Here is a 23911-nt window from a genome sequence, read left to right on the forward strand (position 1 = left end):
TGATAGTTACCTGAGTTGCTACCCAAAAACTTGAGTCTAAATTGTGTGCAGTCATTGATACCAGCGTGTTTTTTGACTTGCAAGGAGATGAAGCTAGGTCAAAGGCCGAGTCCGACTCTCTACTAGCTGATTGGTTACAACCTGACTTGGAGTTATGTATAACTAATGAAATATTTAAGGTCATCAATAGTATTGATGATAGTAAACAAAGGAATGGTAAACGCCAGTTAGCCGATACCTTTACTCAACTCCCCTACAATCAGAAAGACTTTCAAACAGCTTGTCGCGCTCTAACCAAGGTTTTGTTATCAACTCAGGTAACTATCAATAAATCTGACCTAAGTCAGTTAGCTATAGCCATAGCTTCAGATGCACCATTTTTTTTGACTCGTAATTCACAAATACTAGCGATCGCAGATGCTATCAATGAGGAATTTAACTTATCAATCCTTAGTCCTACTAGTTTAATTGTTAAGCTAGATTATCTTCACGAATATATTAACTATCAGCCTGTACGATTAGCAGGCACAGGTATCACTAGACAACGTGTTCATAAATTTGATCAAGTACGTTTTTTGAGTGAAACGTTTTTGGTTGGTGCTAAGGGAGAAAAACTTAGTAATTTTCAAGGAAGGCTGGGCTATATTATTGCTAATCCCGATAAATTTAAGTGTTATATTATTCTTCAGTCAGAAAAAAATCCCCTAGCTTTAATTGCGTATCATACTCATAAAAATCATGAGTTAAACGTGCCAATTTTTCGGGTTAGATCTGGTCCTCTTGAAGAAACCCTGGCGCGGCACTTAATTTTTTGGTTTATATCCCTGTCAGTACGTGAAAATCTGCCATTTACACGAATTACTGAACCTTATTTGGATCACACTATTCTTAGCGGTATTCAAGATGATGCATTTTTTAAAGTTAAGGATGGTTATTTAAATGCCAATCTTGCCGTTGCGGTTACGGCGACAGAATTATCAGACTATCTCACTACTTTAGCGAATCGAAGTCAAGATTATAACTTTTGCCTAAAAATTGCTGATACCCTCAAAACTGATAAATTAACCACAGCGGTAAAAACAACGCTAGACGTTGAACGCATACTGTGGCCAGCAAAAATTATTGATGCTGATCTTCCTACTATAATCATTCCTATTCAAGCAGAATGGGCAAAGGAATTATTCGATGAAGACTTAGCTAACCAGCTCCTATGGAGATCGGAAACTGATCTGGCGCTAAAACGTGAACTTGTCTATTATCGAAGCCATCGAGGTAATGGTGGCTTAAAACCAGGGGTTGTTGGTAGAATTCTTTGGTATGTAAGCTATAATAAAAAGTATTGCGGCACAGGAAAGGTAAGAGCGTGCTCTAGACTTGATGAAGTAGTCGTAAATAAACCTAAAAATCTCCATCAACAGTTTCGACGATTGGGTGTATATGAATTAGAAGATTTAATGAAGCTTACCAAAACTGATCCTAATAAAAAGCTGATGGCGCTTCGATTTAGTGATACTGAACTGTTTAAAAATCCTATAGATTTGGCGGAAATTCAAGAAATACTGGGTAAGCGTTTAACACTTCAATCACCGTTGCGGATTTCTCAAGAACAATTTACAATAATATATAGAGAATGCACCCAAAATTAATAAAAATTACTCGTGTTAACAATGCCCAATGTGTTGTTATTATCAATTCGTCCTAAATATGCTAATCAATTATTCAAGGGAACCAAAAAAATTGAACTTCGTCGGGTGCGTCCTCGATTAGTACCAGGGGATATTGTTGTGGTTTATGTCTCGGCTCCAGATAAGGTTTTATCGGGTTTTTTTGAAGTGGAAGACGTTATTCAAGACCGCCCGGATATCCTTTGGTATAAAGTAAAGGACAATGCTGGTATAGAAAAAAAAGATTTTAATGAGTATTATGAGGAAGCCGCCGTCGGTTATGGGATTTGCTTAAAACTCATAGAACATTTTGAGCCACCAGTAACCTTACAAGATTTGAGAGCAAAATGGGCTAACTTTAGACCTCCACAATCTTATCATTACTTGACGACTAGTCAATTTGAGCATCTTAAGTCTATTGTAGAGGATAAAATGGCAATTATGTCAGAACATTATATCAATTAGCTAAATGTTTGGTAAGAATAGATTTTGGAATGGGTAATGGAGAATCGATAATGGATAATAGCAAGCCAATAACCCATTACTCATAATCAATGACTAACTAACAGTCTCTAATATCTCAAACATGTTCTAATAAAAAAAATTAGGTGGATAGTATGGTGGGGGATAAGAAAGCTGAATTGGTCAGTCTATTTCAGGAATTTATTAGTTCATATCCCTACACACCGGTTGGGTTAAGTCACATGGCAACCTACAAAGAGCAGCGTCGCCTTTGGTGTCGGAATTTTGAAGCTATCTCTGCCATAGTGGAGTCTGGAGAAGCTATAACAGAACCGATACTATTTCAGCTATTCCCTGATAGAGAATTGGCGATTACGTTGAATAGTCAATATGGTGAGGGTGATGATTCATGGATACTAACTATTCCTAGAAAACGTGATAATTATTTAGAATTACGATTGCCATTAAAACTGAGATATCAGCATAAATGGATACAAAGGTTAGTAGAGCAGATTGGTTACGACATCCTTGAATTTGTTGGTTGCTGCACTAAGCATCCTAATCAGTTATCAGCAGCTTGTGATCAGTTTTCTACAGGGGAATACTCTAAAGGTTTTCCGACGGAAATGCTGACGAATCTCCTCAATGGGCTGCAACCAGATAGGTTTCTGTTAATCAATGATAATTCTCGACAGGTTATCAATTATTTTGTTAATACATCCTATGGAAAGAGACTGACAGATTATCCAGCGGCCAATGCTGCTGGATTGAAGCTGATTAAAGCATTAGATAACACTATGCATCAACCGGGTGTACCAGTGCTCAGGGATAATGATTTATTCGATATGTTTTGCTACTGGTTAGTTGCGGTAAAAGGGTATAATTTTCCGGGTAAAGACGAGGTTATCGAATTTACCTCTGATGGTTCAAGGATGGCGTTACCAGAGGACTATACGGTAAGCGACTGTGCTAAAGATACTGGTTTTGATATAGCAGAGTTAGAGGGATGGATACGTGCTATTGAACGCAAAGGACAAGTAATTTTTTACGGCCCACCAGGTACAGGTAAAACCTATAGTGCTCAAAAAATTGCTAACCATTTAATCAGTGGAAGTGATGGATTCACGGAACTTTTCCAATTCCATCCTGCCTATTCCTATGAAGACTTTATTCAAGGTATCCGTCCACAAAGTCAAAATGGGGAATTGAGATATCCTTTAGTTCCAGGCAGATTTATAGAATTCTGTAATAAAGCTGAGTCTCGGCAAGGAATTTGTGTTCTAATCATCGATGAAATTAATCGTGCTAACCTCGCTAGTGTGTTTGGAGAATTATTGTATCTACTAGAGTACCGGGATCAAAAAATTCCCTTAGCTGGCAGTAATCAACTATTCAGTATCCCGAAAAATGTTCGGATCATCGGTACTATGAACACGGCAGACCGTTCTATTGCTCTAGTGGATCAGGCATTTCGCCGTCGCTTTGCATTTATTCGGCTCTATCCCAACTATGAAATCCTGAGACGATATCACCAAACAACCGATTTTCCAGTGAATGGATTGATTAAGATACTGGAACAAATAAATAATGCGATCGCAGATCCTAACTACTCCCTCGGAATCTCCTTCTTTCTACTAGAAACTATAGCTGAGGAAATTGAAGATATCTGGCAAAGGGAAATTGAGCCATATCTAGAAGAATACTTTTTCGATCAACGAGACAAACTAGACCAATTTCGCTGGGAGACTATAAAATTAAGAATTAAGAATTAAGAATTAAGAATTAAGAATTAAGAATTAAGAATCTAGCATTTCAAATACTTATGAAGTAAATTCAATGTTCTTACCCCTACTCCCTACTCCCTACTCCTACTCCCTACTCCCTACTCCCTACTCCCTGTTCCCTGGGCGTAGCCCTATAAAAAATGACAATAATTAAACTAACGGAGTATCAGCCAGATAAGATCCCACGCTACCAGATTCCAGAATCCGTAATCGATGAATTGCAGCAAAAATACAGCAATCAGGTCACAGTAAATCTTGAATACTCCAAAACTGGGGATTACTGGCAACTAACCTCTCAAGGATGGGTAGGTTATATTCCCCTAACCAATGAACTGAGTATCCAACTCCAGCCGAAAGTCCCCCTAAACAATCTTTTCGGAATGCTGGACTATGCTTATAACCTTAGAAGCTTTCACATTCTAGAAGGGTTGATTGATTGTAAATCTGTAGAAGAATTTTACGATTACCTAGTCAGTATACTCATTAATGGCATACGCGATCGCATTCGCCAAGGACTCTACCGCACCTACATCCCTACAACTGGTCAACTAGCATACCTTCGGGGGCGTTTGGATGTACAGCAAACTATCCAGAAGCCATGGGATATCAAACTTAACTGCCATTACGACGAACATACTAGTGACATCGAAGATAATCAGATTATCGCCTGGACACTCCACTGTATCTCTCGCACGGGTTTATATAGCGCTAAAGTAAGTCCCATGTTGCGCCAAGCCTATCATGCCCTACAAAACCTTGTCACCCTACAACCTTATAGCGCTAGGGATTGTATCGGACGAAACTATAATCGGCTCAATCAGAATTACCAAAGGTTACATGCTCTTTGCCGCTTTTTTCTCGAACACAGCGGACCAAGTCATCAAACAGGTAGTAATACCATGTTGCCCTTTCTAGTTAACATGGCAAAACTCTATGAACGCTTTGTTGCTGAATGGCTAAAATCGCACTTACCTACTGGCTTTGGCATTAAGATACTCGAAAGAGTAGACATCGACAAGACATTATATTTTTACATTGATTTAGTACTGTACGAGATAGCGACTGAGAAAACATGCTGCATTCTCGATACTAAGTATAAAATCCCTATTAGTCCATCTCGTGATGACTTTAACCAAGTAGTAATCTATGCCATCACACAAGATTGCCAAGAGGCAGTTTTAGTATATCCAGCTCCTTTAACTCAACCCCTTGATGTTAAAATTCGTGATATTCGAGTCCGGAGCTTGACGTTTTCTCTGGATGGGAATTTGGAAGAAGCTGGTGAACTATTCCTAAAGAAATTAACAGGACTTACCCAGAAATAGGAAACAAACCCTACAGGTAGAGTGACTCATGATTCAACAGACTTGATATCATTGATCATTGGCCAATTCCTCAACGCCCTGATGAATTACAATTGGTGTTCCCACAGAGGCCCAATCAAATAACCACTCAGCATGATCCACAGCTACATTCACACAGCCATGACTTACTGGCGTACCAAACTTACGATGCCAGTATGCCCCATGGATAGCATAGCCCCGGTGGTAATACATCGCATAAGGTACATTGGCCAGATCGTAATCTGCACCACGCATTCTGTCCTTGCGACGCTTGGATTGAATCGTGAATGTACCAGGATGGGTAGGTGTTGAATCTTTACCAGTGGAGACAATTATTGCATAAACCGGTTGTCTACCTTCCCAAGCAATCAGCCTTTGATTAGTTAGGTCTATCTCAATCCAGCGTTCCTCTGAATCTTGTAGTTCCATCACTCTGGTAGCGATTTGCTCACTCACAGGATTGGTCAACGCTGGTGTTGTCCAGACAGCCAAGGCGATTAGCATCAGTGGGAAACTGGCAAACAAGCTTCTTAACGGATTTAGCCAGTGGAAAAACATATAACCTTAGCAGTCAATCAAACAAATCACCAACATCATAGCCTCAACTCAGAGAATCAGGGGCTAATCGTTGCTTGAGCTGTTTTGCTCGTTTTGCGATCGCATTCCAATTCCCCCCATCAATCAGGGATTTAGGAAACAAATTCCCAGAAATACCCACAGCGATCGCTCCGATATTAATCAATTCCTGAGCATTGTCTATGGTAACACCACCAGTAGGGATTAAAGGAATGTGACCGAGTGGACCAAGTAAGGATTTGATGTAACTAGCACCACCTACCGCCTGAATCGGAAACACCTTAACACAGCTAGCACCAGCATCCCAAGCTGTCACAATTTCTGTGGGGGAAAGTGCTCCGGGAACCACTGGCACCTTAGCAGCTACCGCTGCTTTAATAACTGCTGTATCTACATGGGGACTAAAGATAAACTGCGCTCCAACATCAATTGCCTGATGTAACTGAGATTGGTTTAATATCGTGCCAGTACCAATGATACAGTTGGGTAATTCTCGATGGAGCTGACTAATCAGCTCAGGAGCATCAGCGCTATTCCAGGTAATTTCAATTAACCGTATACCCCCAGTGGCTACTGTCTTAGCCATCTGCTCTCCTAGGGATTTCGAGGATGCTCGAATCACAGCAATTACTCGCTGCTGTCGTAATAGGTTTAACCAGTTATCAGTCCTCAATTCTAGTTACCATTAGTTAACCTCAACACCCTTGTGCGTTCCCGTAGCGTGACCTACGGTCAAATCGCATCTGGATAACTAGCAACTTGGGTTAATCAAATTTATATGACTTTCATAGAAAATGAAGATACAAGATTGAGACACTATTTAGCAAGACTACATCCACGCACTCTGTGCTACTCTATATTTGAACAAGCGATGCAGCAAGGTCTTGGGAGTCTCTCCCCACTCGCGCTTTGCATCAATAAAATCTTCGATTTATCAATTAGGCTTCTTATTTATTATTTAAATTATCATAAAATTCCCCTTTATAGTTAAACCATTTCGATATTCAGCAACGCCCAATTTTGAGACAGTGTTTTTAAGTTTACTGAGCAATTGCGCTAGTCACGTAAGTTACGATGGTTTTATACTGGATTTAGGAAAGTTGATCTATGAGCCTCGTTTTGGAACGTGAGACACCGCCTCTGCGAGAAGATGAAACCGGAGCGATTCGAGTTGGAAATTCAAGGGTGTTGCTAGATACTGTTATTCGAGCGTTTCAAGATGGTGCATCTCCTGAGTCTATTGTGCATCGATACTCGACTCTATCTTTGTCCGATGTTTACAATACAATTGGCTACTACCTTCGACACCAAGATGCGGTAGAAACATACTTAAATCAGAGAGAGCAGTTAGCTGAATCAGTGCAGCAACGTTTGTCTAGTATCCAACCTGATCTCAGCTCAATTCGTACCCGTTTGCTATCTCAGCAGAATCAGTAGAAAAGGTTATGCTGAGTTTGCTGAGCGATGAGAATTTCAACGGTGACATTCCAGGTAATTGAAAATGGTTCGATTCCTGGCTGATGAAAATTTTCATGTGTCTCCATGACATCAATATGTCACTGATGACCGATAATTAGTCACTGTACAATTTGCTAACTACTCGTTAATTTATGCTTAAAAGCCCGTGACGAGGATTGAACTCGTGACCTCACCCTTACCAAGGGTGTGCTCTACCACTGAGCCACACGGGCTAGATTGAAATTATTAGATTTACATTATTGGTTTGATTTAGCCTATTGTACTTTGGCCAAACTTACTCTGCCAAGGTATCAATTAATAAGCTTTTGATTTACCGACCCTAAACCAGTCGTGGTAATTAGTTAACGGTTAACATCAGCTAATTTTATACTGACTTATCAAAAGTATATTTAGGTTATATCCCAAACCATTGTGGTGGGCCGGGCTGGATTTGAACCAGCGTAGGCATAGCCAACGGATTTACAGTCCGCCCCCATTAACCACTCGGGCACCGACCCTTTTAGCTCACATTTATAAATGTTAGCACAGCTTTTAGGAATTGTCAATTTTTTAAGGAAATCGACGGTAATTAGCCAATGCTGTAAGCGTTGTGCAATGCCCACCAGATCAGAACGCTGATACTGCCCAACACCAGAATTGCTGAAATAACAACGGCTGTGGGGCTATCAGCTCCTTTAAACTTCATGATGCCACGATTGAGGTCTGACATAGTTTGTCGCTCCTGTTTGAGTTATCAGGGATCTAACCAACAAGTCGATTATAGCCAGGGCTAGATCAGGGGGAAATTTACCGATTAACCTTGGTATACTCAGCTTTGAGCGGTTATACTCGGCTTTTAAAGTGATCTCACTACTGAACACCTAGACAAAACTATAGGAAAAATTTATAAATTATATAGGATTTTCTTGTGAAAGTATTGCTATTAACCTTGGCAGTGCTAGTCAGTTCCTTGGTAGCGCTAGAGGTCGGTTTACGATGGCTGCTCGGCTTCGGTAATCCCCTGATTTATGTGGCAGATGAGGAAATTGGCTACTTGCTAGCCCCTAACCAAAGCACCAGACGGTTTGGCAACCGCATTGTCATTAATGAATATTCCATGCGCAGTCCCACCATCACTCCTCAGCCACCCCTATCCATGCTGCGGGTGTTCCTACTGGGGGATTCTGTTGCGAATGGGGCTTGGTGGACAGACCAAGACCAAACCATATCAGCACTGCTCCAATCTCAAGTAGAACTATGGCTGACCAAAGACGTATTACCAAGTCTAACCAACGAGAAACCATTTGAAACAGTCGAAGTCCTTAATGCTTCTGCTAATTCTTGGGGACCACGAAATGAGTTAGCCTATCTACGACGCTTTGGCACCTTCAACGCCCATGTAGTGGTATTACTGATTAATACCGATGACTTGTTTGCTACAGCACCGACTTCTGTACAAGTCGGACGCGATCGCAATTATCCCAGCCAAAAACCCCTCCTAGCCATAGCCGAGATCTGGAGTCGCTATCTCCTGAGAGCGCCAGCTATTCCTGAAATGGAAGCAGTCAGAGCGGAACCAGGAGACCGGGTTGGCTTTAATCTCAAGGCCATTGGGGAAATTAAGACCCTAACTGATGCTGCTGGAGCCAAGTTAGTGCTAGGGATGACCCCCCTACTGCGGGAAATTGGAACCAAAGGACCTCGTGACTATGAGTTAAAAGCCCGTAAACGCTTGAGTGGCTTTACTCAAGAGCACAACATTACTTATCTAGATTTTTTACCAGTGTTCAATAACACCGAAACACCAGAAATACTTTACCGTGACCACATTCACCTTAGCCCCCAAGGAAATCAGAAAGTCAGTGAAGTTATATCAAATCAGGTAGCTTCATCAGTGATAAGACAAGTCAGGTAAATGTTCAAACGCACAGGGGAAAAGGTTGATCGCAAATCCGGATTAAAGACCCCCTGTTGAAGTCAGTCTGTCCAGGCAAACTTTGTACTCTTCGAGAAGGCTTCACCTACCTATAGCCGCGACTTCTAGTTGTCAGGGTTAGAAGGGATTTATCAAAGCGGATTTGGCTGATTTATTCCTTACCCCCTTGGGCTTCCCGTAATTTTGGTCAGTTACAAGTGCAACTGACCCCTACATCATCACAAATCAACAATAAGTCATTAACAGGGAACTGTCATGACGGAAGTATGGAGTTTATGATTACCATTGTCTACGTTGTGCCAAACTTGACCATCAAGAGCCATCTGCTCAATCAAACTTGCCAAGCGCAGTGCTTTTAGGGCTTGTTCACCCCCGACAGAAGGTTGATTACCACCCCGTACACAATTGACAAAGTGTTCTAACTCAGCATGGAGTGGTTCAATATTACTGGTATAAACCTTCTCAATCAAACCATCCTGTCGGTAAAGCACTTGACCATAGTCGGTCATATAATTGGCAGTGGTTTGCCGATGAATTAGAATCTCATTATTGAGGAAATCAGCTTCCGTCAGAGAATTTTTGCAATGGGCAGCGATGCGACGGATTTTTCGGTGTGTCACTTTACTTGCCGTGACGGTACCAACAATACCATTGGCAAACCCCAAGGTAGCAGTGACGTAATCTAAATACCCGGAATCAGAAGCACGGCTGCCACTAGCGGTTAACCTTGTCACCGGTGAGGCTACCAATTCTAGTAATAGATCTATATCATGAATCATGAGATCCAAAACCACCGAGACATCATTGGCTCGGTCAGAGTAGGGACTCATGCGATGAGCTTCCACAGCGAGCAATTGTTCTGTCTTCAGAACTTTGCTCAGTTCCTGGAAAGCTGGGTTAAAACGTTCAATATGTCCAACTTGGAGAATACATTGGGACTCTGCTGCTGCATTTACTAACGATTCTGCCTCAGCAATACTAGCGGCAATCGGTTTTTCAATTAAAATATGGACTCCAGCTTGTAGACAAGTCATCCCGACTTCATGATGTAGACGGGTCGGTACTGCAATGCAAACCGCCTCTACATAGGGAAGAAGATCGTGATAATCTTCAAAAAAGCGAACACGGTACTTACTGGCAATATTTAAACCACGCTCGACGTTAATGTCTGCCACACCCACAATTTCAACGTCTTTGAGAAGACTCAAAACTCGGGCATGATGTTGTCCCATATTGCCAACGCCAATCACACCGATTTTGATTGGCTGCGGTAAGTTGCGCTGGACTTGATGATCTCGATGTCTTTGATAAGTACGATTCTGCACTCTTTTTTGCTCCTCCACCACTGGTAATAAGTCGATTTACTTAATCTAAGTCGCCTTAACCATCCAGATAGTACCACAGCAACTATAAATGTGAAGAATTTCAAAGCTTTGTCCATCCCACTCAGGCTAAAAGAACCTTTAAAACATGTGTTCTATACTTATTGTGGTTTGACGAAATATGGAACACTAACCCTATGTGTCAGTTTGTGGGTTGTCTGTTGACAGAGCAATGAAATTATTAATTGGTAGTTGTAGTAACAGTGCAAAACGTTTGATTAGGCATTATCCTGATGAGACTTGTGATATCTGGTTGGATCATGTCTAAGAAAGTAATTGTGTTGTTATCTGGAGGTTTAGACTCTGCTACAGTTTTGTATCAATCAGTAGGAGACGGTTATGAGTGTTATGCCCTTTCCTTTGATTATCAGCAGCGACATCGACGAGAACTCAAATCAGCGTACGCAATTGCTAGTGCAGCAGGTGTTAAGGAACATCAGGTAGTCAGGTTTGACTTACGGCAGTGGGGAGGTTCAGCGTTAACCGATGATAACCTTGACCTACCCAAGGAGCGTAGTCTAGAGCAGATGTCTCAAGAAATCCCCATTACCTACGTTCCAGCCCGTAACACGATTTTTCTGAGCTTTGGCTTATCCTATGCAGAAGCAATTGGTGCTGAGGCAGTCTATGTCGGTGTCAATGCCTTAGATTATTCTGGCTATCCAGATTGTCGTCCGGATTATATCCAAGCAATGCAGACAGCTTTTGATTTGGGCACAAAACAAGGTAGGGAGGGCAATGGAATTAAAATTGTCACTCCTCTGATTGACCTGAAAAAAACCGAAATTATCCAATTAGGCAATCAGCTGGGTGTTCCTTGGGAAAAAACCTGGTCATGCTACACAGGTAACGATTTAGCTTGTGGTGTTTGTGATGCTTGTCGGTTGCGATTGGCTGCCTTTGCTGAGTTGGGATTGGACGATCCACTTACTTATCAGGAAGGCTGAGTGCCTCAGTGTGAAGGGTGCTGAGTAAGCTGAGTAATCAGTGTGTTGGTAGAACAACAGGGATTTTCATTCCTGTTGGATACTAAGAGAATTGATTTAGCTGATAGTTACGGCTGGCGTAGATACGGTAAACCCCTGTATCTGCCAGCAATACTTCTTGATCAATCACTAACTGGTAGCCTTTCCGTTGGAGTAAGTTTGTGATTTGCTTTAGGTTTATCCCTGCTGTAATCTGATCAACCTCGATCACAATTTGCTGAATTTTTTCCCAATCCTTCTCCTTGATGCCAGCCAGGATATCTAACTGAGGTTGATCAGCATTAATTTTGAGTAAATCAATTTTTTCAATGTTCTGTTGATGAATAATACTAGATATAGTCTTTGAGTGCTTGGAAAGTCCAAAACTGAACACTTTGGCATTCGAGCCATAGAGTGATGCATTGATCTGCAACAGTTCAAAAACGTCTGGTAAGGCTTCAAAGGAAAATAGTCTGGAATTTTTACAGATTTGCTGGGCAAACAGGGTGAACATACCGATGTTTGCCCCTATATCAAAAATACAATCGTCATCATGGATAGTGATGCCATGTTTAATGTAGGTCTGTTTTTCAAATATTTCTTGATATAATTCATTGGTTTATTGTTCATTAAAATGAACGATTACTAAATTATCTTGTAAATGGTAATCGTTATGATTAGCTAGCAATGCCTCGGCTTTAAGAATATCAAAATTGGTAGCTAACGTTAAGTTAGACTGATTTGGTGATAATGGCTGATTGGCAGGAGACCTGATCCAGTCTTCAAAACTAGAGGAGATGACAGGAATCCCATTTTTTTTAGTAGATATTATACTAGACTTCTCAAATATTTTTTCAACATTTTGATTAGATTTTGATAAGTTTATTTTGGATGGAATATTTATATCTTCCATCCATAAGTTAAGAGATTGATTTAAGGGTTCTGCTGTCAGGGTAGCTGTTAGTTTAATAGTTATTTCAGATAGTTGATTTGCGTTTAATACCATAGGTATTTTCGTTAACTATATTGATTAAAATGCACAGTAGTAATATCAATAATTAAGGCGCGGAGCTGGAACCATGAGCCAAATATGAAGTGGTTGTCTTGCCACAATTTAGTTGATTTTGTAAATCTGATTACAGAATCAATAAGCTTTATTTCAGCAATTCTATATAGAATACTCACTGGTTTTATTTAGACCTATTTTGATGGGGGGGGTATGCTTAACTTAAACAAGTTTAGCTAAAAAAACTAATATCACTCTCCACCATTTCCGCGACAATATCAGGAAATTTATTTTTACTCTTCCAATTCAGCTCATCCCGAATTTTCCAGCTATCCCCACAAAGGGGCACTGTTTCGGTTGGACGATAAAACCTCTGATCAACTTCCACAAAATCTTGATAATCAAGACCAACGTTACTACAAGCACAATCTACTAATTCACGAACGGAGTGATTCACTCCGGAAGCAATCACATAATTCTCTGGAGCTTTGATTTATAGCGAGAAACCAGGTTTTAAGGCTCTTGGTGCGTAATTCCTGCTTCTAAGACAGTGCGTTCGCGTAGCGTATCCTACGGATAATCGCTTATTTTATGCAACGCTAATCCATCAACAACGTCTTATACTAGTCTGTTAATAGGTAATGGATAATGGGGAATTGCGCTCTCCTCGTAGTGTTTCACAGCAGCAATAGTCTTTTTCTCAATTACCAATTCCCAATTACCCGTTAACCATTACCCGTTACCCATTACCCAAAGGGCGACTAACTATCTCTCTAATCCATTACTAAAAATGGGATTAGACCATATCATTACTAGGGATTACCAGTGGTAACAACCTGACGAATAAAAGCAGTATCAGCGGATTGAGTACAAGAGGTGACAGGCATGATACCTAGTGCCTGAAGGTCAGCATTAACCATGATTTCAACCAGTTGTTTAAAGCTCACTGAAGGTTGCCAACCTAGTATGGTATTAGCCTTGGTGGCATCACCTAACAACAGGTCTACTTCAGCAGGTCGAAAGTACCGTGGATCGATTTCAACGTATTGCTGCCAATCCAAATTCACTAAGCCAAAGGCAATATCGAGAAACTCCCGAATTGATTGAGTTTGACCGGTAGCAACAACATAGTCATCGGGTTCGTGTTGTTGCAGCATTAGCCACATAGCGCGGACATAATCCTTGGCATAGCCCCAGTCCCGTCTGGCATCGAGATTGCCCAGGTAAAGCTTTTTCTGCTTACCAGCGACAATGCGCGCCAAAGCACGGGTAATTTTGCGAGTGACAAAGGTTTCGCCGCGCCGGGGACTTTCGTGGTTAAACAAAATACCATTACAGGCGAATAGCCCATAGGATTCGCGATAGTTAATCGTTTGCCAGTGGGCGTAAACTTTTGCACAGGCATAAGGGCTACGGGGATAAAACGGTGTAGTTTCAGACTGAGGCACAGCCTGCACTAGCCCAAACATTTCAGAAGAGCCAGCCTGGTAAAAGCGTACCTGAGAGCCAATCCGCTGTTGATAGTGCCGTACCGCTTCCAACAAACGCAGGGTTCCCATACCTGTGGCATCGACGGTGTATTCTGGTGAATCAAAGCTGACCCGCACATGGGACTGAGCTCCGAGGTTGTACACCTCTATCGGCTGCACGTCTTCTAGAATGCGTTGTAGTGTCAAGCCATCAGTGAGGTCTCCGTAATGGAGAAATAACCGTGTCTGGGGATTGTGGGGGTCTTGGTAGATGTGGTCGATACGATCTGTGTTGAAGGTAGACGTGCGTCGGATAATGCCATGGACTTCGTACCCTTTTTCCAGCAGCAGTTCCGCTAGATAAGACCCATCTTGACCGGTAATGCCAGTGATTAATGCTCGTTTAATGTCTGTCACGATTCCTCACGACTCTGATTAGAGTAATTAGTTTGCTAATGTACGGGATGAAGGCAAAGGCAAAGGCAAATCAAAATTGAAAATTGCAATTAATAACTTAATAAGTTAGGAAGTTATTAACTTTACAGGGAGTAGGGAGTAGGGAGTAGGGAGTAGGGAGTAGGGAATATGGCATCAAAAATTCTCACAATTCCTACAGGGATTGCTATTACAGCACTGGAGTACTTTGAGAATCGAACACATGCGATCGCATATCTTCTTGGTGAAGCCTGATCATTCCTGGCAACAACCTCAGCTGTCGCCGCTCCTCCTGGGTCATCCGAATCACCTCATCCAGTTTCCAAGGACGTGGTCCGACTAAACTCATCTCACCCCTTAGTACATTCACTAACTGCGGTAGTCCATCCAGACAATATTGACGCAGCCACTTTCCAAAATGTGTCATCTTAGACGTGACTTTGCCTTTGTGTATAGCTTCAGTGCGAAATTTAATCACTTGGAACAGCTTACCCCGTTCTCCAGCCAGCAATTGCCGAGAAAAGACTGGTCCTGGTGAAAAAATCGCTATCAGCAACATCAATCCCAGGAGCACTGGACTCAGAATCAGTAGCAATAGAGCAGCTAAACTCGAATCCATCACCCGCCTTAGTCGAGATCGGAATAGTTTTTCCCTACTAGACAATTCTGAGTTGAAGGGTACCCTTAGAACAGCTTTCTTCTTCGCTTGCTCACAGGCATTGGTCCAAACTTTTAACCCTGTTTCACCCAGATTGGGGTCGATACAAACTAGCCCTACCGACGAGCGTTGCAAGCAATTACTTAACCAGGACTGACTTTGCAATGGAGGTAAATAATGCTGTTCATTTTTTTTGAGAGGGAGTACCCACAACTTTTTCTGTCGCCACTTGAGCTTGCAGGGAGGCAAAGAACTGAGTGCTTCTGGCTCATCATCGATATCTAGGATTGAGATTTTGGAGGTTGTTAGTATGATTCTGGAAGTCGTCATCAATAGTTACTCCATTTCACGAAAATCAAAAGTCAAAGGTTAGATAGTCTCAGGTTTAATACGTATCATTCTCAGGTGTTCGTTAATTGAAACTTGAAACTTGTTAATGAGCAAGTTTCAATTAGCAATTAACCAAAAAATTCAACGAGACTTGACATGATTGCTTAACTGACGCTCTAGTTGTGGAGACACTGGAAGATCAGATACAGGCTGCTTTGGTTCAATAGCACCATGGCTGTTTCGCGAACCATAGTAAGCGTAGTTCTGATTAGAACTCTTGACCCCGTTAGCAATGATTCCAATCAGGTTTAAATTCCTGAGTATAGCAGTAGCCTGGGTGAGTTGAGATTGAGTAACTCGCTCTAGGCGTCCTACCATCAGCACACCTTGGCACAAAGATGCTGCTTGGAGTGCATCCACCATACCTAACACTGGGGGAGTATCCAGCAACACCAGATCATAGGTCTGCTGAAACTCTGCCATTAAGTTCTTCATCCGTTTAGAACCCAACAGCTTAACTGGGTCAATTGGGGTTGGTCCAGCAGTCAAAACATCAATGGTTGACCCCAAAGGTGAGATACTAACTGGGCTGGGTGTAGCAGTATCATCTTCCAATAAAGTAGAAAGTCCTTCCTGATTGGAGAGGCCAAGTTGTTGGTGCAACCTCGGACGGCGCATATCTACATCAATTAGCAGTACTCGTCGATGTAAACGAGCAGCACTCAAGGCTAAACCCAACGCCAGAGTTGACTTGCCCTCACCAGATAGCGCTGACGTAACCATCAGGGATTTCCACTCAGAACCAGAATTGAGCAACTGGATATTCACATAAATCATGTCCAGTGCTTCCTGAAATGGTCGCCATCCCAACAGTTCCATCATCGGAAGTGCTTTCTCGGACTGGCTCAAGCTAAGATTCAGAACAGGTTTACTGATTTTACCCTCTGGCAATTCTGGAATCATACCTAGCAAGGGTAGAGCCACTTGATTTTTCAGATCATCAGAGGTATGAATTCCATCATCCATGGCTTCCCGCACAAAGGCAGCCACACCACCGAGAAATAACCCAACCACTGCACCCAATAATAGGTCTTGGGTCATATTAGGACCGGTCTTCGAGCCCGGTAAAGGTGCTTCTACAACTTGCCAGTTAAATCCCCCCCGAGCCAATTCGATGCTTAACTCCTGCCGTGCTTGTAGTAGCTGCTGCAGAGTATTTTGTTGAATGGCTACTTGCGGTTGTAGACGATTGTACTGAGCAATCAGGGCTGGAAATTCCCTGAGTTGGATACGGATTTCCTCCTCTGTTTTGGCCAGGGCTTGATCACGAGTTTGTAGACTCACTAGATTAATTTGCGAGGTGATCAGTTCGTTGACCAGATTGATATCAACACCACCGAGCTGTCCTTCTGTCAGGAGGTTACTTCCAGTGCTAACCAGTTGAGTTGGAACTTGCCCTAAAACCCGTCTAGTCTCTTCCTGCAAGAGCGCAAACACACTCTGACGCTGTTCAATTAATTTTTGAATACTAGGATGAGCTTCAGTATAAATCCGACTTTGCTCCACCAAAGCCAGTTCTATTCTTTGGATTTCATTGAGCAAATTTTGATAGCGCCCAGATTGACTCAAGCGGGACGAGGTCAAGGCATTTTGCGGTGAACGAGCCAGTTTTTGCTGAACAGCCTGGTAGCGAGTTTGAGTTTCCATGTACTGAGCGCGGATGGCTCGGCGCTCCTGTTCAATCCCATTCAGAGTTTGACTGACAGCTAGAGCTTGTTGTGAGGGATCAATCAGGTTTTTGCTCTTGCGAAACTGCTCTAGCCGTTGCTCAGCTTGCTCAAGATTATTACGAGCTGTTGGCAACTGCTGATTGATAAAAGCAAGACCTTTATTCAACCGCATTTCCTGCTGCTCTAGGTTGTAATCTTGATAAACCTTTTGAATAGCTTGCAGTACTTTTTGAGTTTTAATCCGGTCATTGCTTGTGTAGACCGCTTGAAATACCTTAGTTTCGGTTTTACCCTGCAGTACTTGAGCTAATCTTAAGGAGCCTCTAATATCACCGACTGTGATATCTGGGTAGTCATCACGAAGCAAATCCACTGCTCGTTGAATCAATTCAGAACTACGCATCAGCTGTAACTGAGTAGCATAATCGATATCAACAGTGGACTCAGTAAACTGACTCTCGATTCCTCGTGTTTTATCTATATAATTAGGCTCCACCAACAGCTGTAGAGAGCTGATATAAGTCGGCTCTTTCTTCAGAGTGAGATAGAAGGCAATCGGCAAGCTTGTCAACAGTACACTTATAATCCACAAGCGTCTGCGCCACAAAACTGCCAACAGTTGGCCATACCCTGCATCTGTTTCAGCTGCTCCGTTTAAATCAAGTTCCTTCATGGGATTTTAGATTAATGATTGACAAGTTTGGATTGGATGTTAAATTGACATCAAGTCGAGTGAATCAAGTCTAAACTAGTCCCGGGATGATTAGTAATCGGTTGAGATAAAATCCGGTTAATCACGTTGTTAATATTCCCTAGGGTTTTATCATTTTTTTCAAAATAGTTAATTTAAAATTAACTATTAACCATTTAAAAATTGCAATATTTAAATTGCAATTTAAATATGAAAAATCTTTGGTAAGCAAAATTATCCAGGATACCTGCAACAAATTTTACCTACCTTTTGGGAATGGGAAATTAGGACTTGGAGCCTGATTACCCATTACCCATTACCCATTACCAATGAACCGACAATCATAGGTTGCATCCCTTTTAGAGAAAGGGTATAAAAAGAAGTAGTCAACCGGACATGATATTATCTATTACCCATCAGCAGTCACCCGAGCAGGACTATATTGATTAGTCCACCAGATTGGATCTGATGATTTTGGAGTATCGACCAGTATAAATCCAAAGAAATCAACGAAAAAATCCAAAATCCAAAATCTAAAATCTAAAATCAGTCCAGCCACTATCCTGTCACGTAGCTAAAGTGGGAACCTTGGTTGAATGGGGAAAGGAATAGCTCAAATTAACAGGCTGCCCGCTGACGGTTTTATCAATAATTTGCCCAACTTTGTTAAAGAAAACGTCTTCAGTGAAATGACTCAGGGCATGGTCTCGGATTTTGGCATAATTCCAGGGAATTTCCCTAGCCTCAAGTAGTGCAGCTTGGAGTGCTTCCGGTGTTTGCCGTTGAAAAAACACCCCTGTCGTCCCTGGTATCTGAGTATCCAAAACACCACCTGCACCGTAGGCAATTACTGGGGTACCACTGGCGTTGGCTTCGATTGGCACTAAACCGTAATCTTCTAAAGCCGCCACGATCACCCCACGAGCTTTTGCCATCAAATGACAACGCTGTTTATCGCTGACGTATCCCAAGAATCGAATATTGTCCAAAGCTTTAGATTCTAGACGCTCTCGCTCTGGACCATCACCAGATACTAATAAGGGCCAGCCTAGCCAATTAAACGCCTCGATAATCAGATCGATACGCTTGTAACCCAGTAAACGAGATGATACTAGGTAAAAGTCTTCCTTTTGGTCGGAAAACACAAATTTATGGCTATTAATTGGATAGTTGACCGTCATGGCTGGCTTACCATAGATATTCTGGATACGCCGAGCGACAGTGGTCGAGTTAGCAATGTAAATGTCCGGCTCCTGGGCATAGTCCAGGTCTACTTTTCTGATCAATTGGAAGACTTTATCAATTACAGGAGAAAACGCTCTATATTCTCCATACTCCTTGAGGTAAGTTTGCGTATCCCACAAAAAACGGGTGACATTGTGGCAAAAGCAAACATGCTTGGCTCCTAATTTTTTCTTGACCGCCTTTGCGAAGCTTGAACAACTACTGATAATCAAATCGTAATTTTCTAAATCCAAGGCTCGAAAAGCTGGATAGTAAAACGGAGCCAAGAGTCTGAAGTATTTCGTTGACCCTGGAATGTTCTGAAGTCCGGTGGTATGCACTAGGCGCTCACCTAGGTCAATGGTGTTCTGGGCATCATACAAGGATGTGAACACATCAGCACTAGGGAAGCGCTTACAAAGCAGTTCAAATACCCGTTCTGCTCCACCCTTTTGCGTTAGATAATCATGAACTAGGGCAACTTTCATGCTTGTTTAATGGAAAACCTATTGCTAGAGAATACTCTAATCTATTTACCATTAGATTTAATTTGTATCCGGAATTTTACCAAGATATTTTTGAGCCTAAACGGCTCCATTATTTTTCGACAACAAGATAAAAATTGTTTTGATAATGAGCTTAATGTCATACATTAAGCTCCAGTTTCGTTGGTAGCGTAAATCCAGTTTAATTATATCTGCAAAATCCCGAACTTGCGATCGCCCATGCACCTGCCACTCTCCAGTCATTCCCGGTTTAACATTCAACCGTTGCCACTCGGGAACCTCATAGATTTCCACTTCCTTAGGTACCGGTGGTCTAGTACCTACCAAACTCATTTCACCTTTAATGACATTCCAGAACTGAGGTAGTTCATCCAAACTAGTTTTCCGCAAAAACCGACCCACCCTGGTGATTCTAGGGTCATTTTCGTTTTTGAATATCTTGGCATCCTTAGCTTGATTTTGAACGCTATCTTTCTGGGCTTCAGCATCAGTATACATCGATCGGAATTTCCAGATCCGAAATCTTTTACCCATCCAACCACAGCGAATTTGACTAAAGAAGATTGGGCCAGGACTGTCGAGTTTAATCGCGATCGCAATGGGAATAAATAATATGGCAGTAATTCCTAAACCTACTATTCCCCCCACTATGTCTAAGCATCGCTTAGCCCAAGAGCTTGTAGATGGGTGAGTTGTGGGTAACTGAGCCTTTGACCAATTGACAGCTATTGTTGTCAGGTTATCTAGGGGGTCTAGAATTAATTTTTTGTCTAGCCCAGTCATGACCAACACAGCCATAACTGGAGGAGTTATACCCCTTAGTATTAGTGAGACCCCGTTTTCCTGAGTGATTTTGTGATTCCTGACTAAGGCACCAATTCCGCTACTATCGATAAACCCTGTCTGACTCAAGTCAGCAATGATAAGCTTAGGACAATAAGGTTTTTGGAGAAGCTGATCACAGGTTTCTTTAAATTCTATTGCTTCGAGTCTGCTCAGGCGGATCGGTAACTGGACTACAGCAGCTTCATTGATAAACCCTGCCTGGGAAGAAGTCTTTAACCTTGACTGCATCATGATAAAATAGGAATTATAATGTCGATTAAATCGTCATTTTTTAGAGAGTATATTTTAACTATGTAGGAATTGTGTATAAAGTTTCGCAATCCTTACACACCATAGATTTAAACCGTACCTAGACCTACGGATCCTCTGCCCTTGATTCAGGCAATGTCAGAATTTTTATTACTCTTTGAATTTTGGGTTGAGGGTTATAGTAAGGTTTTAGGTTTTAAGTATTGATTCCTAATGCCTTGGTTAAGGGTGCCTAGTATAGAAAAGCCTAGTTTAGCCCTCAATTAAATTTTTACGGAGTAATAGGTATATTTAAAATCGTAGGAAATTAACCTGTGGGAAACAAAAAATGGATACAAATTCCCCATTTATAATTTTCTATCTTTACCATATAAGTAACCATTTAGTATTACTCATTTATGAGCAGTGACGTTGGTCAATTAGTGTTCTGTGTAATCCCGGATGAATGACTAATACAACTTTCACGAGTTTTTCATAAAATCCTGACAGAGCTAAAAATTTTTGATGAATTTTTCTTGAAGACGGTAAATATACCGGGTGCATCTCATATTTGTAAAAAAGATGGGAAGTGTGGGAAGTGTGGGAAGTGTGGGAAGTGTGGGAAGTGTGGGGCGGGGGCGCGGGGCGGGGGCGCGGGGCGGGGGCGCGGGAAGTGTGGGAATTTTCGCCGGAATTTTTGCCTAATTGCAAAACTGAGATGCACCCTTTCTAGGGGATTACCGGATTTGATATCAGTTCTGATTCTGAGATCCCAAAAACTGTTGGCACAGATTGTTGTGGTCGGCAGAGTAGACTTTTGGCAACCTGGAGCATACAGATTCCAGTATTGTCGAAGGATTTCTGATAGTAAATCATTGCCTGAATTTGGTGAATCAGTGCCAAACCGGTAAACTGAACTACTCGTTTAAGCCAGTTGGGACGAGCCGACTCAATCCCGGGAAAAGCGGTAAGATAGGCTTGGGTTAGAGCAGCGATGGAGGGTTGAAGCACTTCCAAAGGAGTCACTGCTAGACGCAAGGATTCTTCTAATTTAATCGTGGGGTCTACCACTAAGCTACTTAACCAGATACCCAGGTAGCTGGCGATTATGGTTCCAAGGTCAAAGGCTGGATCTCCCCAAGCACAACCTTCCCAATCAATCAGTCGCACCATGCTCTGATCTGGTGCTGAAGATGTTGAGAATTGCTCCCACTCTCTATGAACCAAAATGTTGTTCAATTTTAAGTCATTGTGGGTTAGGCAACTCGGATGCCAGTCAGTTTCCAAATCTGCGATCGCATTATTCTGGTTGATTGAAGGTAACACGATGGAGGTTGCCTAAAACTGTTCCGATATCATTTGCGATCGCTTCAGGAAAAACTTGGTTTTGATAGTAGAAACTAAACAGGTCGAGATAGTTATTTAGATAGTTGTAGACCAGGATGCCATGATCGGGATCAAAATGAAGGATCTGGGAAACGGATGAAGCTAGACAGTGCTGCTCCGGAAACTGCTGCAGCCAGCGATGAAATTGCCACTCATTGAAAAATTCATGATTTATAAGACCACCATTATGGGGTCTTTCCTGCTTAACCAGTAGCTGACGATGATCTGAAAAGCTCACCAGTAAATTGAAATTCTTAGCAGGGGCAGCCGATTTCACCTGGATAGATTCTAGGTCTGACGGAGTACACAGCCCTATATCCAATAGATATGAGGAAATCGTTTCAGATGATAGTGGTTCCACAATTATAACTATTTTGTGAACTATAACGCGGGCATTATGGTCTCACAAGAATGAAAGTTCTTTCCATTGTCTTGATGCAGTCGCTAATGGGGGAAACCCCCAAGACCGCGCTGCATCGCTACCAAAAATCTTGATCGGCTTTCTTGCCTCTTGCCTCTTGCCTCTTGCCTCTTGCCTTTCCCAAGCGCGACTATGTTCACAACTCAAATAAAAATGCTATAGGTACCTGACATTTTGTGTCACAATTGCAGCTGATCTAGTAAACATAGTATTGGCAGTTGCTATGAGCGAAACCATCTTTAGCAAGATTATCCGCCGAGAAATTCCAGCGGATATTGTTTATGAAGACGATTTAGCCCTTGCCTTCAAGGATATTAACCCTCAGGCACCAGTTCATATTCTGGTAATTCCCAAGAAGCCCATTCCTCAACTGGCAGCAGCTCAGTCTGAAGATCAAGCCCTGATGGGACACCTGCTCTTAACTGCTAAGCAAGTTGCTGAGCAAGCCGGTTTGACCAATGGCTATCGACTAGTGATTAATAATGGTGCTGATGGTGGTCAAACGGTTGATCACCTGCATTTGCACATCTTGGGTCAACGCCAAATGAAGTGGCCTCCTGGTTGAGGTTTTTTTTAATGCTCAGTCTTGAGTGCTGAGTCTTGAGTTGGTTTCTAAGTTAGGACTTACCGCAAGAACTAGGCTCAAGCTCTATATATATAGGTGTTCGTTCGCTTAGGGTGGCCTACGGCCAATGGAGCGCCTTTACTTGTATGCGATCGCATACAAGATAGCGATTGACATGCAGGTCACGCTACGCGAACGCTATTTTTTTGACTATTTTTTTTGCAAATATCACCTTAATCTTAATTTGTCAATACTCAGCTAATATAATTTTTACTTATTTACATTATTTAATAATGTGAGGGGTAATTACTCGAAAAACCCTTTACATATCTTTAGATATTGCTTAATATATAAATGAAGGCGCACACAAGCCGGACGAACCTCGAAAAGTTCATATTCATACCCGCAATCATTAGAACATGACTACTGTATTACAGCAGAGCAACACCTCTGTGTGGTCTCAGTTCTGCAATTGGGTCACCTCTACCAACAACCGCCTCTATGTAGGTTGGTTTGGTGTATTAATGATCCCAACCCTGCTAGCTGCTACCACCTGCTTCATCATTGCTTTCATCGCTGCTCCTCCTGTGGACATCGATGGTATCCGCGAGCCCGTTGCTGGTTCCTTAATGTACGGAAACAACATCATCTCTGGTGCTGTTGTTCCTTCTTCTAACGCCATTGGCCTACACTTCTACCCAATCTGGGAAGCTGCTTCATTAGATGAGTGGCTATACAACGGTGGTCCTTACCAGTTGGTAGTGTTCCACTTCCTGATTGGTGTATTCGCCTACATGGGTCGTGAGTGGGAACTAAGCTACCGTTTAGGTATGCGTCCTTGGATCT

General features: G+C 42.0%; 23 protein-coding genes, 2 tRNA genes and 2 pseudogenes. 11 read left to right on the plus strand and 16 right to left on the minus strand.

Going from position 1 to position 23911, the window contains the following annotated elements:
* Positions 1-41: 41 nt before the first annotated feature.
* From F6J94_RS03390 to F6J94_RS03405, 4 genes are all read left to right on the plus strand, one after another.
* The gene (locus F6J94_RS03390; protein WP_293036874.1) at positions 42-1646 is read left to right on the plus strand and encodes an N-acetyltransferase; all 1605 of its coding nucleotides are present in this window, start codon (positions 42-44) and stop codon (positions 1644-1646) included.
* Positions 1647-1667: 21 nt separating this feature from the next.
* Positions 1668-2129, plus strand: a complete 462-nt coding sequence (locus F6J94_RS03395; protein WP_293036876.1) for an ASCH domain-containing protein — start codon at positions 1668-1670, stop codon at positions 2127-2129.
* Positions 2130-2281: 152 nt separating this feature from the next.
* The gene (locus F6J94_RS03400) at positions 2282-3898 is read left to right on the plus strand and encodes an AAA family ATPase (protein ID WP_293036903.1); all 1617 of its coding nucleotides are present in this window, start codon (positions 2282-2284) and stop codon (positions 3896-3898) included.
* A gap of 152 nt (positions 3899-4050) precedes the next feature.
* Positions 4051-5235, plus strand: a complete 1185-nt coding sequence (locus F6J94_RS03405; RefSeq protein ID WP_293036878.1) for a restriction endonuclease — start codon at positions 4051-4053, stop codon at positions 5233-5235.
* A gap of 48 nt (positions 5236-5283) precedes the next feature.
* Here F6J94_RS03405 and F6J94_RS03410 read toward each other — a convergent pair whose 3' ends face one another.
* Entirely contained in the window at positions 5284-5757 is a 474-nt protein-coding gene (locus tag F6J94_RS03410) for a L,D-transpeptidase (protein WP_293019804.1), read from the minus strand.
* A 97-nt stretch (positions 5758-5854) separates the two neighbouring features.
* A complete protein-coding gene (locus tag F6J94_RS03415) occupies positions 5855-6502 on the minus strand; it encodes a bifunctional 4-hydroxy-2-oxoglutarate aldolase/2-dehydro-3-deoxy-phosphogluconate aldolase (protein ID WP_293036880.1) in 648 nt (215 codons plus the stop codon).
* A gap of 90 nt (positions 6503-6592) precedes the next feature.
* Here F6J94_RS03415 and F6J94_RS03420 point away from each other — a divergent pair.
* Positions 6593-6697: pseudogene (locus F6J94_RS03420) on the plus strand (IS1 family transposase); the annotation flags it as partial.
* A gap of 239 nt (positions 6698-6936) precedes the next feature.
* Entirely contained in the window at positions 6937-7266 is a 330-nt protein-coding gene (locus tag F6J94_RS03425) for a DUF433 domain-containing protein (protein WP_293036882.1), read from the plus strand.
* A 182-nt stretch (positions 7267-7448) separates the two neighbouring features.
* On the opposite strand, the gene F6J94_RS03430 is transcribed toward F6J94_RS03425, so the two are convergent.
* The 3 genes from F6J94_RS03430 to F6J94_RS03440 form a co-directional block, all read right to left on the minus strand.
* Positions 7449-7520: transfer RNA gene (locus F6J94_RS03430), tRNA-Thr, on the minus strand.
* 200 nt (positions 7521-7720) lie between these two features.
* Positions 7721-7805, minus strand: a tRNA-Tyr gene (locus F6J94_RS03435).
* Positions 7806-7876: 71 nt separating this feature from the next.
* Complete coding sequence (locus F6J94_RS03440; RefSeq protein ID WP_293019812.1) at positions 7877-8017, minus strand: hypothetical protein; 141 nt, start codon at positions 8015-8017, stop codon at positions 7877-7879.
* A gap of 198 nt (positions 8018-8215) precedes the next feature.
* On the opposite strand from F6J94_RS03440, the gene F6J94_RS03445 reads away from it, so the two are divergent.
* Positions 8216-9202 carry an SGNH/GDSL hydrolase family protein gene (locus F6J94_RS03445; protein ID WP_293036884.1) on the plus strand — a complete coding sequence of 329 codons (987 nt, stop codon included), beginning with the start codon at positions 8216-8218 and terminating at the stop codon, positions 9200-9202.
* A gap of 260 nt (positions 9203-9462) precedes the next feature.
* Here F6J94_RS03445 and F6J94_RS03450 read toward each other — a convergent pair whose 3' ends face one another.
* A complete protein-coding gene (locus F6J94_RS03450) occupies positions 9463-10548 on the minus strand; it encodes a Gfo/Idh/MocA family oxidoreductase (protein WP_143727850.1) in 1086 nt (361 codons plus the stop codon).
* 317 nt (positions 10549-10865) lie between these two features.
* Between F6J94_RS03450 and queC the strand changes: the two genes are divergently transcribed.
* Positions 10866-11552: a 7-cyano-7-deazaguanine synthase QueC gene (gene queC / locus F6J94_RS03455; protein ID WP_293036886.1), complete on the plus strand. Its 687-nt coding sequence runs from the start codon at positions 10866-10868 to the stop codon at positions 11550-11552.
* Between the two features lie 82 nt (positions 11553-11634).
* Here queC and F6J94_RS03460 read toward each other — a convergent pair whose 3' ends face one another.
* From F6J94_RS03460 to F6J94_RS03495, 8 genes are all read right to left on the minus strand, one after another.
* Positions 11635-12168, minus strand: a complete 534-nt coding sequence (locus tag F6J94_RS03460) for an FkbM family methyltransferase (protein WP_367142154.1) — start codon at positions 12166-12168, stop codon at positions 11635-11637.
* A 21-nt stretch (positions 12169-12189) separates the two neighbouring features.
* Positions 12190-12576 carry a hypothetical protein gene (locus F6J94_RS03465; protein ID WP_293036888.1) on the minus strand — a complete coding sequence of 129 codons (387 nt, stop codon included), beginning with the start codon at positions 12574-12576 and terminating at the stop codon, positions 12190-12192.
* 232 nt (positions 12577-12808) lie between these two features.
* Positions 12809-13069, minus strand: a complete 261-nt coding sequence (locus tag F6J94_RS03470) for a GDP-mannose 4,6-dehydratase (RefSeq protein WP_293036908.1) — start codon at positions 13067-13069, stop codon at positions 12809-12811.
* A gap of 319 nt (positions 13070-13388) precedes the next feature.
* A complete protein-coding gene (gmd, locus tag F6J94_RS03475; protein WP_293036890.1) occupies positions 13389-14462 on the minus strand; it encodes a GDP-mannose 4,6-dehydratase in 1074 nt (357 codons plus the stop codon).
* A gap of 208 nt (positions 14463-14670) precedes the next feature.
* Positions 14671-15468, minus strand: a complete 798-nt coding sequence (hepC, locus tag F6J94_RS03480) for a heterocyst development glycosyltransferase HepC (RefSeq protein ID WP_293036892.1) — start codon at positions 15466-15468, stop codon at positions 14671-14673.
* A gap of 141 nt (positions 15469-15609) precedes the next feature.
* A complete protein-coding gene (locus tag F6J94_RS03485) occupies positions 15610-17871 on the minus strand; it encodes a polysaccharide biosynthesis tyrosine autokinase (RefSeq protein WP_293036894.1) in 2262 nt (753 codons plus the stop codon).
* 584 nt (positions 17872-18455) lie between these two features.
* Positions 18456-19601: a glycosyltransferase gene (locus F6J94_RS03490; RefSeq protein ID WP_293020021.1), complete on the minus strand. Its 1146-nt coding sequence runs from the start codon at positions 19599-19601 to the stop codon at positions 18456-18458.
* A gap of 96 nt (positions 19602-19697) precedes the next feature.
* Positions 19698-20693, minus strand: coding sequence for a sugar transferase (locus F6J94_RS03495; protein ID WP_293036910.1), 996 nt, complete (start codon positions 20691-20693; stop codon positions 19698-19700).
* Between the two features lie 582 nt (positions 20694-21275).
* Between F6J94_RS03495 and F6J94_RS03500 the strand changes: the two genes are divergently transcribed.
* On the plus strand, positions 21276-21398 hold the full coding sequence (locus F6J94_RS03500; RefSeq protein WP_293036897.1) for a hypothetical protein: 123 nt from the start codon (positions 21276-21278) through the stop codon (positions 21396-21398).
* Between the two features lie 24 nt (positions 21399-21422).
* On the opposite strand, the gene F6J94_RS03505 is transcribed toward F6J94_RS03500, so the two are convergent.
* Together F6J94_RS03505 and F6J94_RS03510 are read right to left on the minus strand one after the other, a co-directional pair.
* Positions 21423-22019, minus strand: a complete 597-nt coding sequence (locus tag F6J94_RS03505) for a phosphotransferase (protein ID WP_293036899.1) — start codon at positions 22017-22019, stop codon at positions 21423-21425.
* Positions 21994-22440: a hypothetical protein gene (locus F6J94_RS03510; protein ID WP_293036901.1), complete on the minus strand. Its 447-nt coding sequence runs from the start codon at positions 22438-22440 to the stop codon at positions 21994-21996. The genes F6J94_RS03505 and F6J94_RS03510 overlap by 26 nt, the downstream gene beginning before the upstream one ends.
* 283 nt (positions 22441-22723) lie before the next feature.
* On the opposite strand from F6J94_RS03510, the gene F6J94_RS03515 reads away from it, so the two are divergent.
* A complete protein-coding gene (locus F6J94_RS03515; RefSeq protein ID WP_075902343.1) occupies positions 22724-23065 on the plus strand; it encodes a histidine triad nucleotide-binding protein in 342 nt (113 codons plus the stop codon).
* Between the two features lie 419 nt (positions 23066-23484).
* Positions 23485-23911, plus strand: a pseudogene (locus F6J94_RS03520) (Photosystem Q(B) protein 1); the annotation flags it as partial.

Source organism: Moorena sp. SIO1F2 (genome assembly GCF_010672755.1).
Classification (GTDB): Bacteria; Cyanobacteriota; Cyanobacteriia; order Cyanobacteriales; family Coleofasciculaceae; genus Moorena.

What these genes read in the sequence shown, in the direction of transcription:
- F6J94_RS03395 (WP_293036876.1), top strand. Translation starts at nt 1,668, where the DNA reads ATGCCCAATGTGTTGTTATTATCAATTCGTCCTAAATATGCTAATCAA.
- F6J94_RS03400 (WP_293036903.1), top strand. Translation starts at nt 2,282, where the DNA reads ATGGTGGGGGATAAGAAAGCTGAATTGGTCAGTCTATTTCAGGAATTT.
- F6J94_RS03405 (WP_293036878.1), top strand. Translation starts at nt 4,051, where the DNA reads ATGACAATAATTAAACTAACGGAGTATCAGCCAGATAAGATCCCACGC.
- F6J94_RS03410 (WP_293019804.1), bottom strand. Translation starts at nt 5,757, where the DNA reads ATGCTAATCGCCTTGGCTGTCTGGACAACACCAGCGTTGACCAATCCT.
- F6J94_RS03425 (WP_293036882.1), top strand. Translation starts at nt 6,937, where the DNA reads ATGAGCCTCGTTTTGGAACGTGAGACACCGCCTCTGCGAGAAGATGAA.
- F6J94_RS03440 (WP_293019812.1), bottom strand. Translation starts at nt 8,017, where the DNA reads ATGTCAGACCTCAATCGTGGCATCATGAAGTTTAAAGGAGCTGATAGC.
- queC (WP_293036886.1), top strand. Translation starts at nt 10,866, where the DNA reads ATGTCTAAGAAAGTAATTGTGTTGTTATCTGGAGGTTTAGACTCTGCT.
- F6J94_RS03465 (WP_293036888.1), bottom strand. Translation starts at nt 12,576, where the DNA reads ATGGTATTAAACGCAAATCAACTATCTGAAATAACTATTAAACTAACA.
- hepC (WP_293036892.1), bottom strand. Translation starts at nt 15,468, where the DNA reads ATGACGACTTCCAGAATCATACTAACAACCTCCAAAATCTCAATCCTA.
- F6J94_RS03485 (WP_293036894.1), bottom strand. Translation starts at nt 17,871, where the DNA reads ATGAAGGAACTTGATTTAAACGGAGCAGCTGAAACAGATGCAGGGTAT.
- F6J94_RS03490 (WP_293020021.1), bottom strand. Translation starts at nt 19,601, where the DNA reads ATGAAAGTTGCCCTAGTTCATGATTATCTAACGCAAAAGGGTGGAGCA.
- F6J94_RS03495 (WP_293036910.1), bottom strand. Translation starts at nt 20,693, where the DNA reads ATGCAGTCAAGGTTAAAGACTTCTTCCCAGGCAGGGTTTATCAATGAA.
- F6J94_RS03500 (WP_293036897.1), top strand. Translation starts at nt 21,276, where the DNA reads ATGGGAAGTGTGGGAAGTGTGGGAAGTGTGGGAAGTGTGGGAAGTGTG.
- F6J94_RS03515 (WP_075902343.1), top strand. Translation starts at nt 22,724, where the DNA reads ATGAGCGAAACCATCTTTAGCAAGATTATCCGCCGAGAAATTCCAGCG.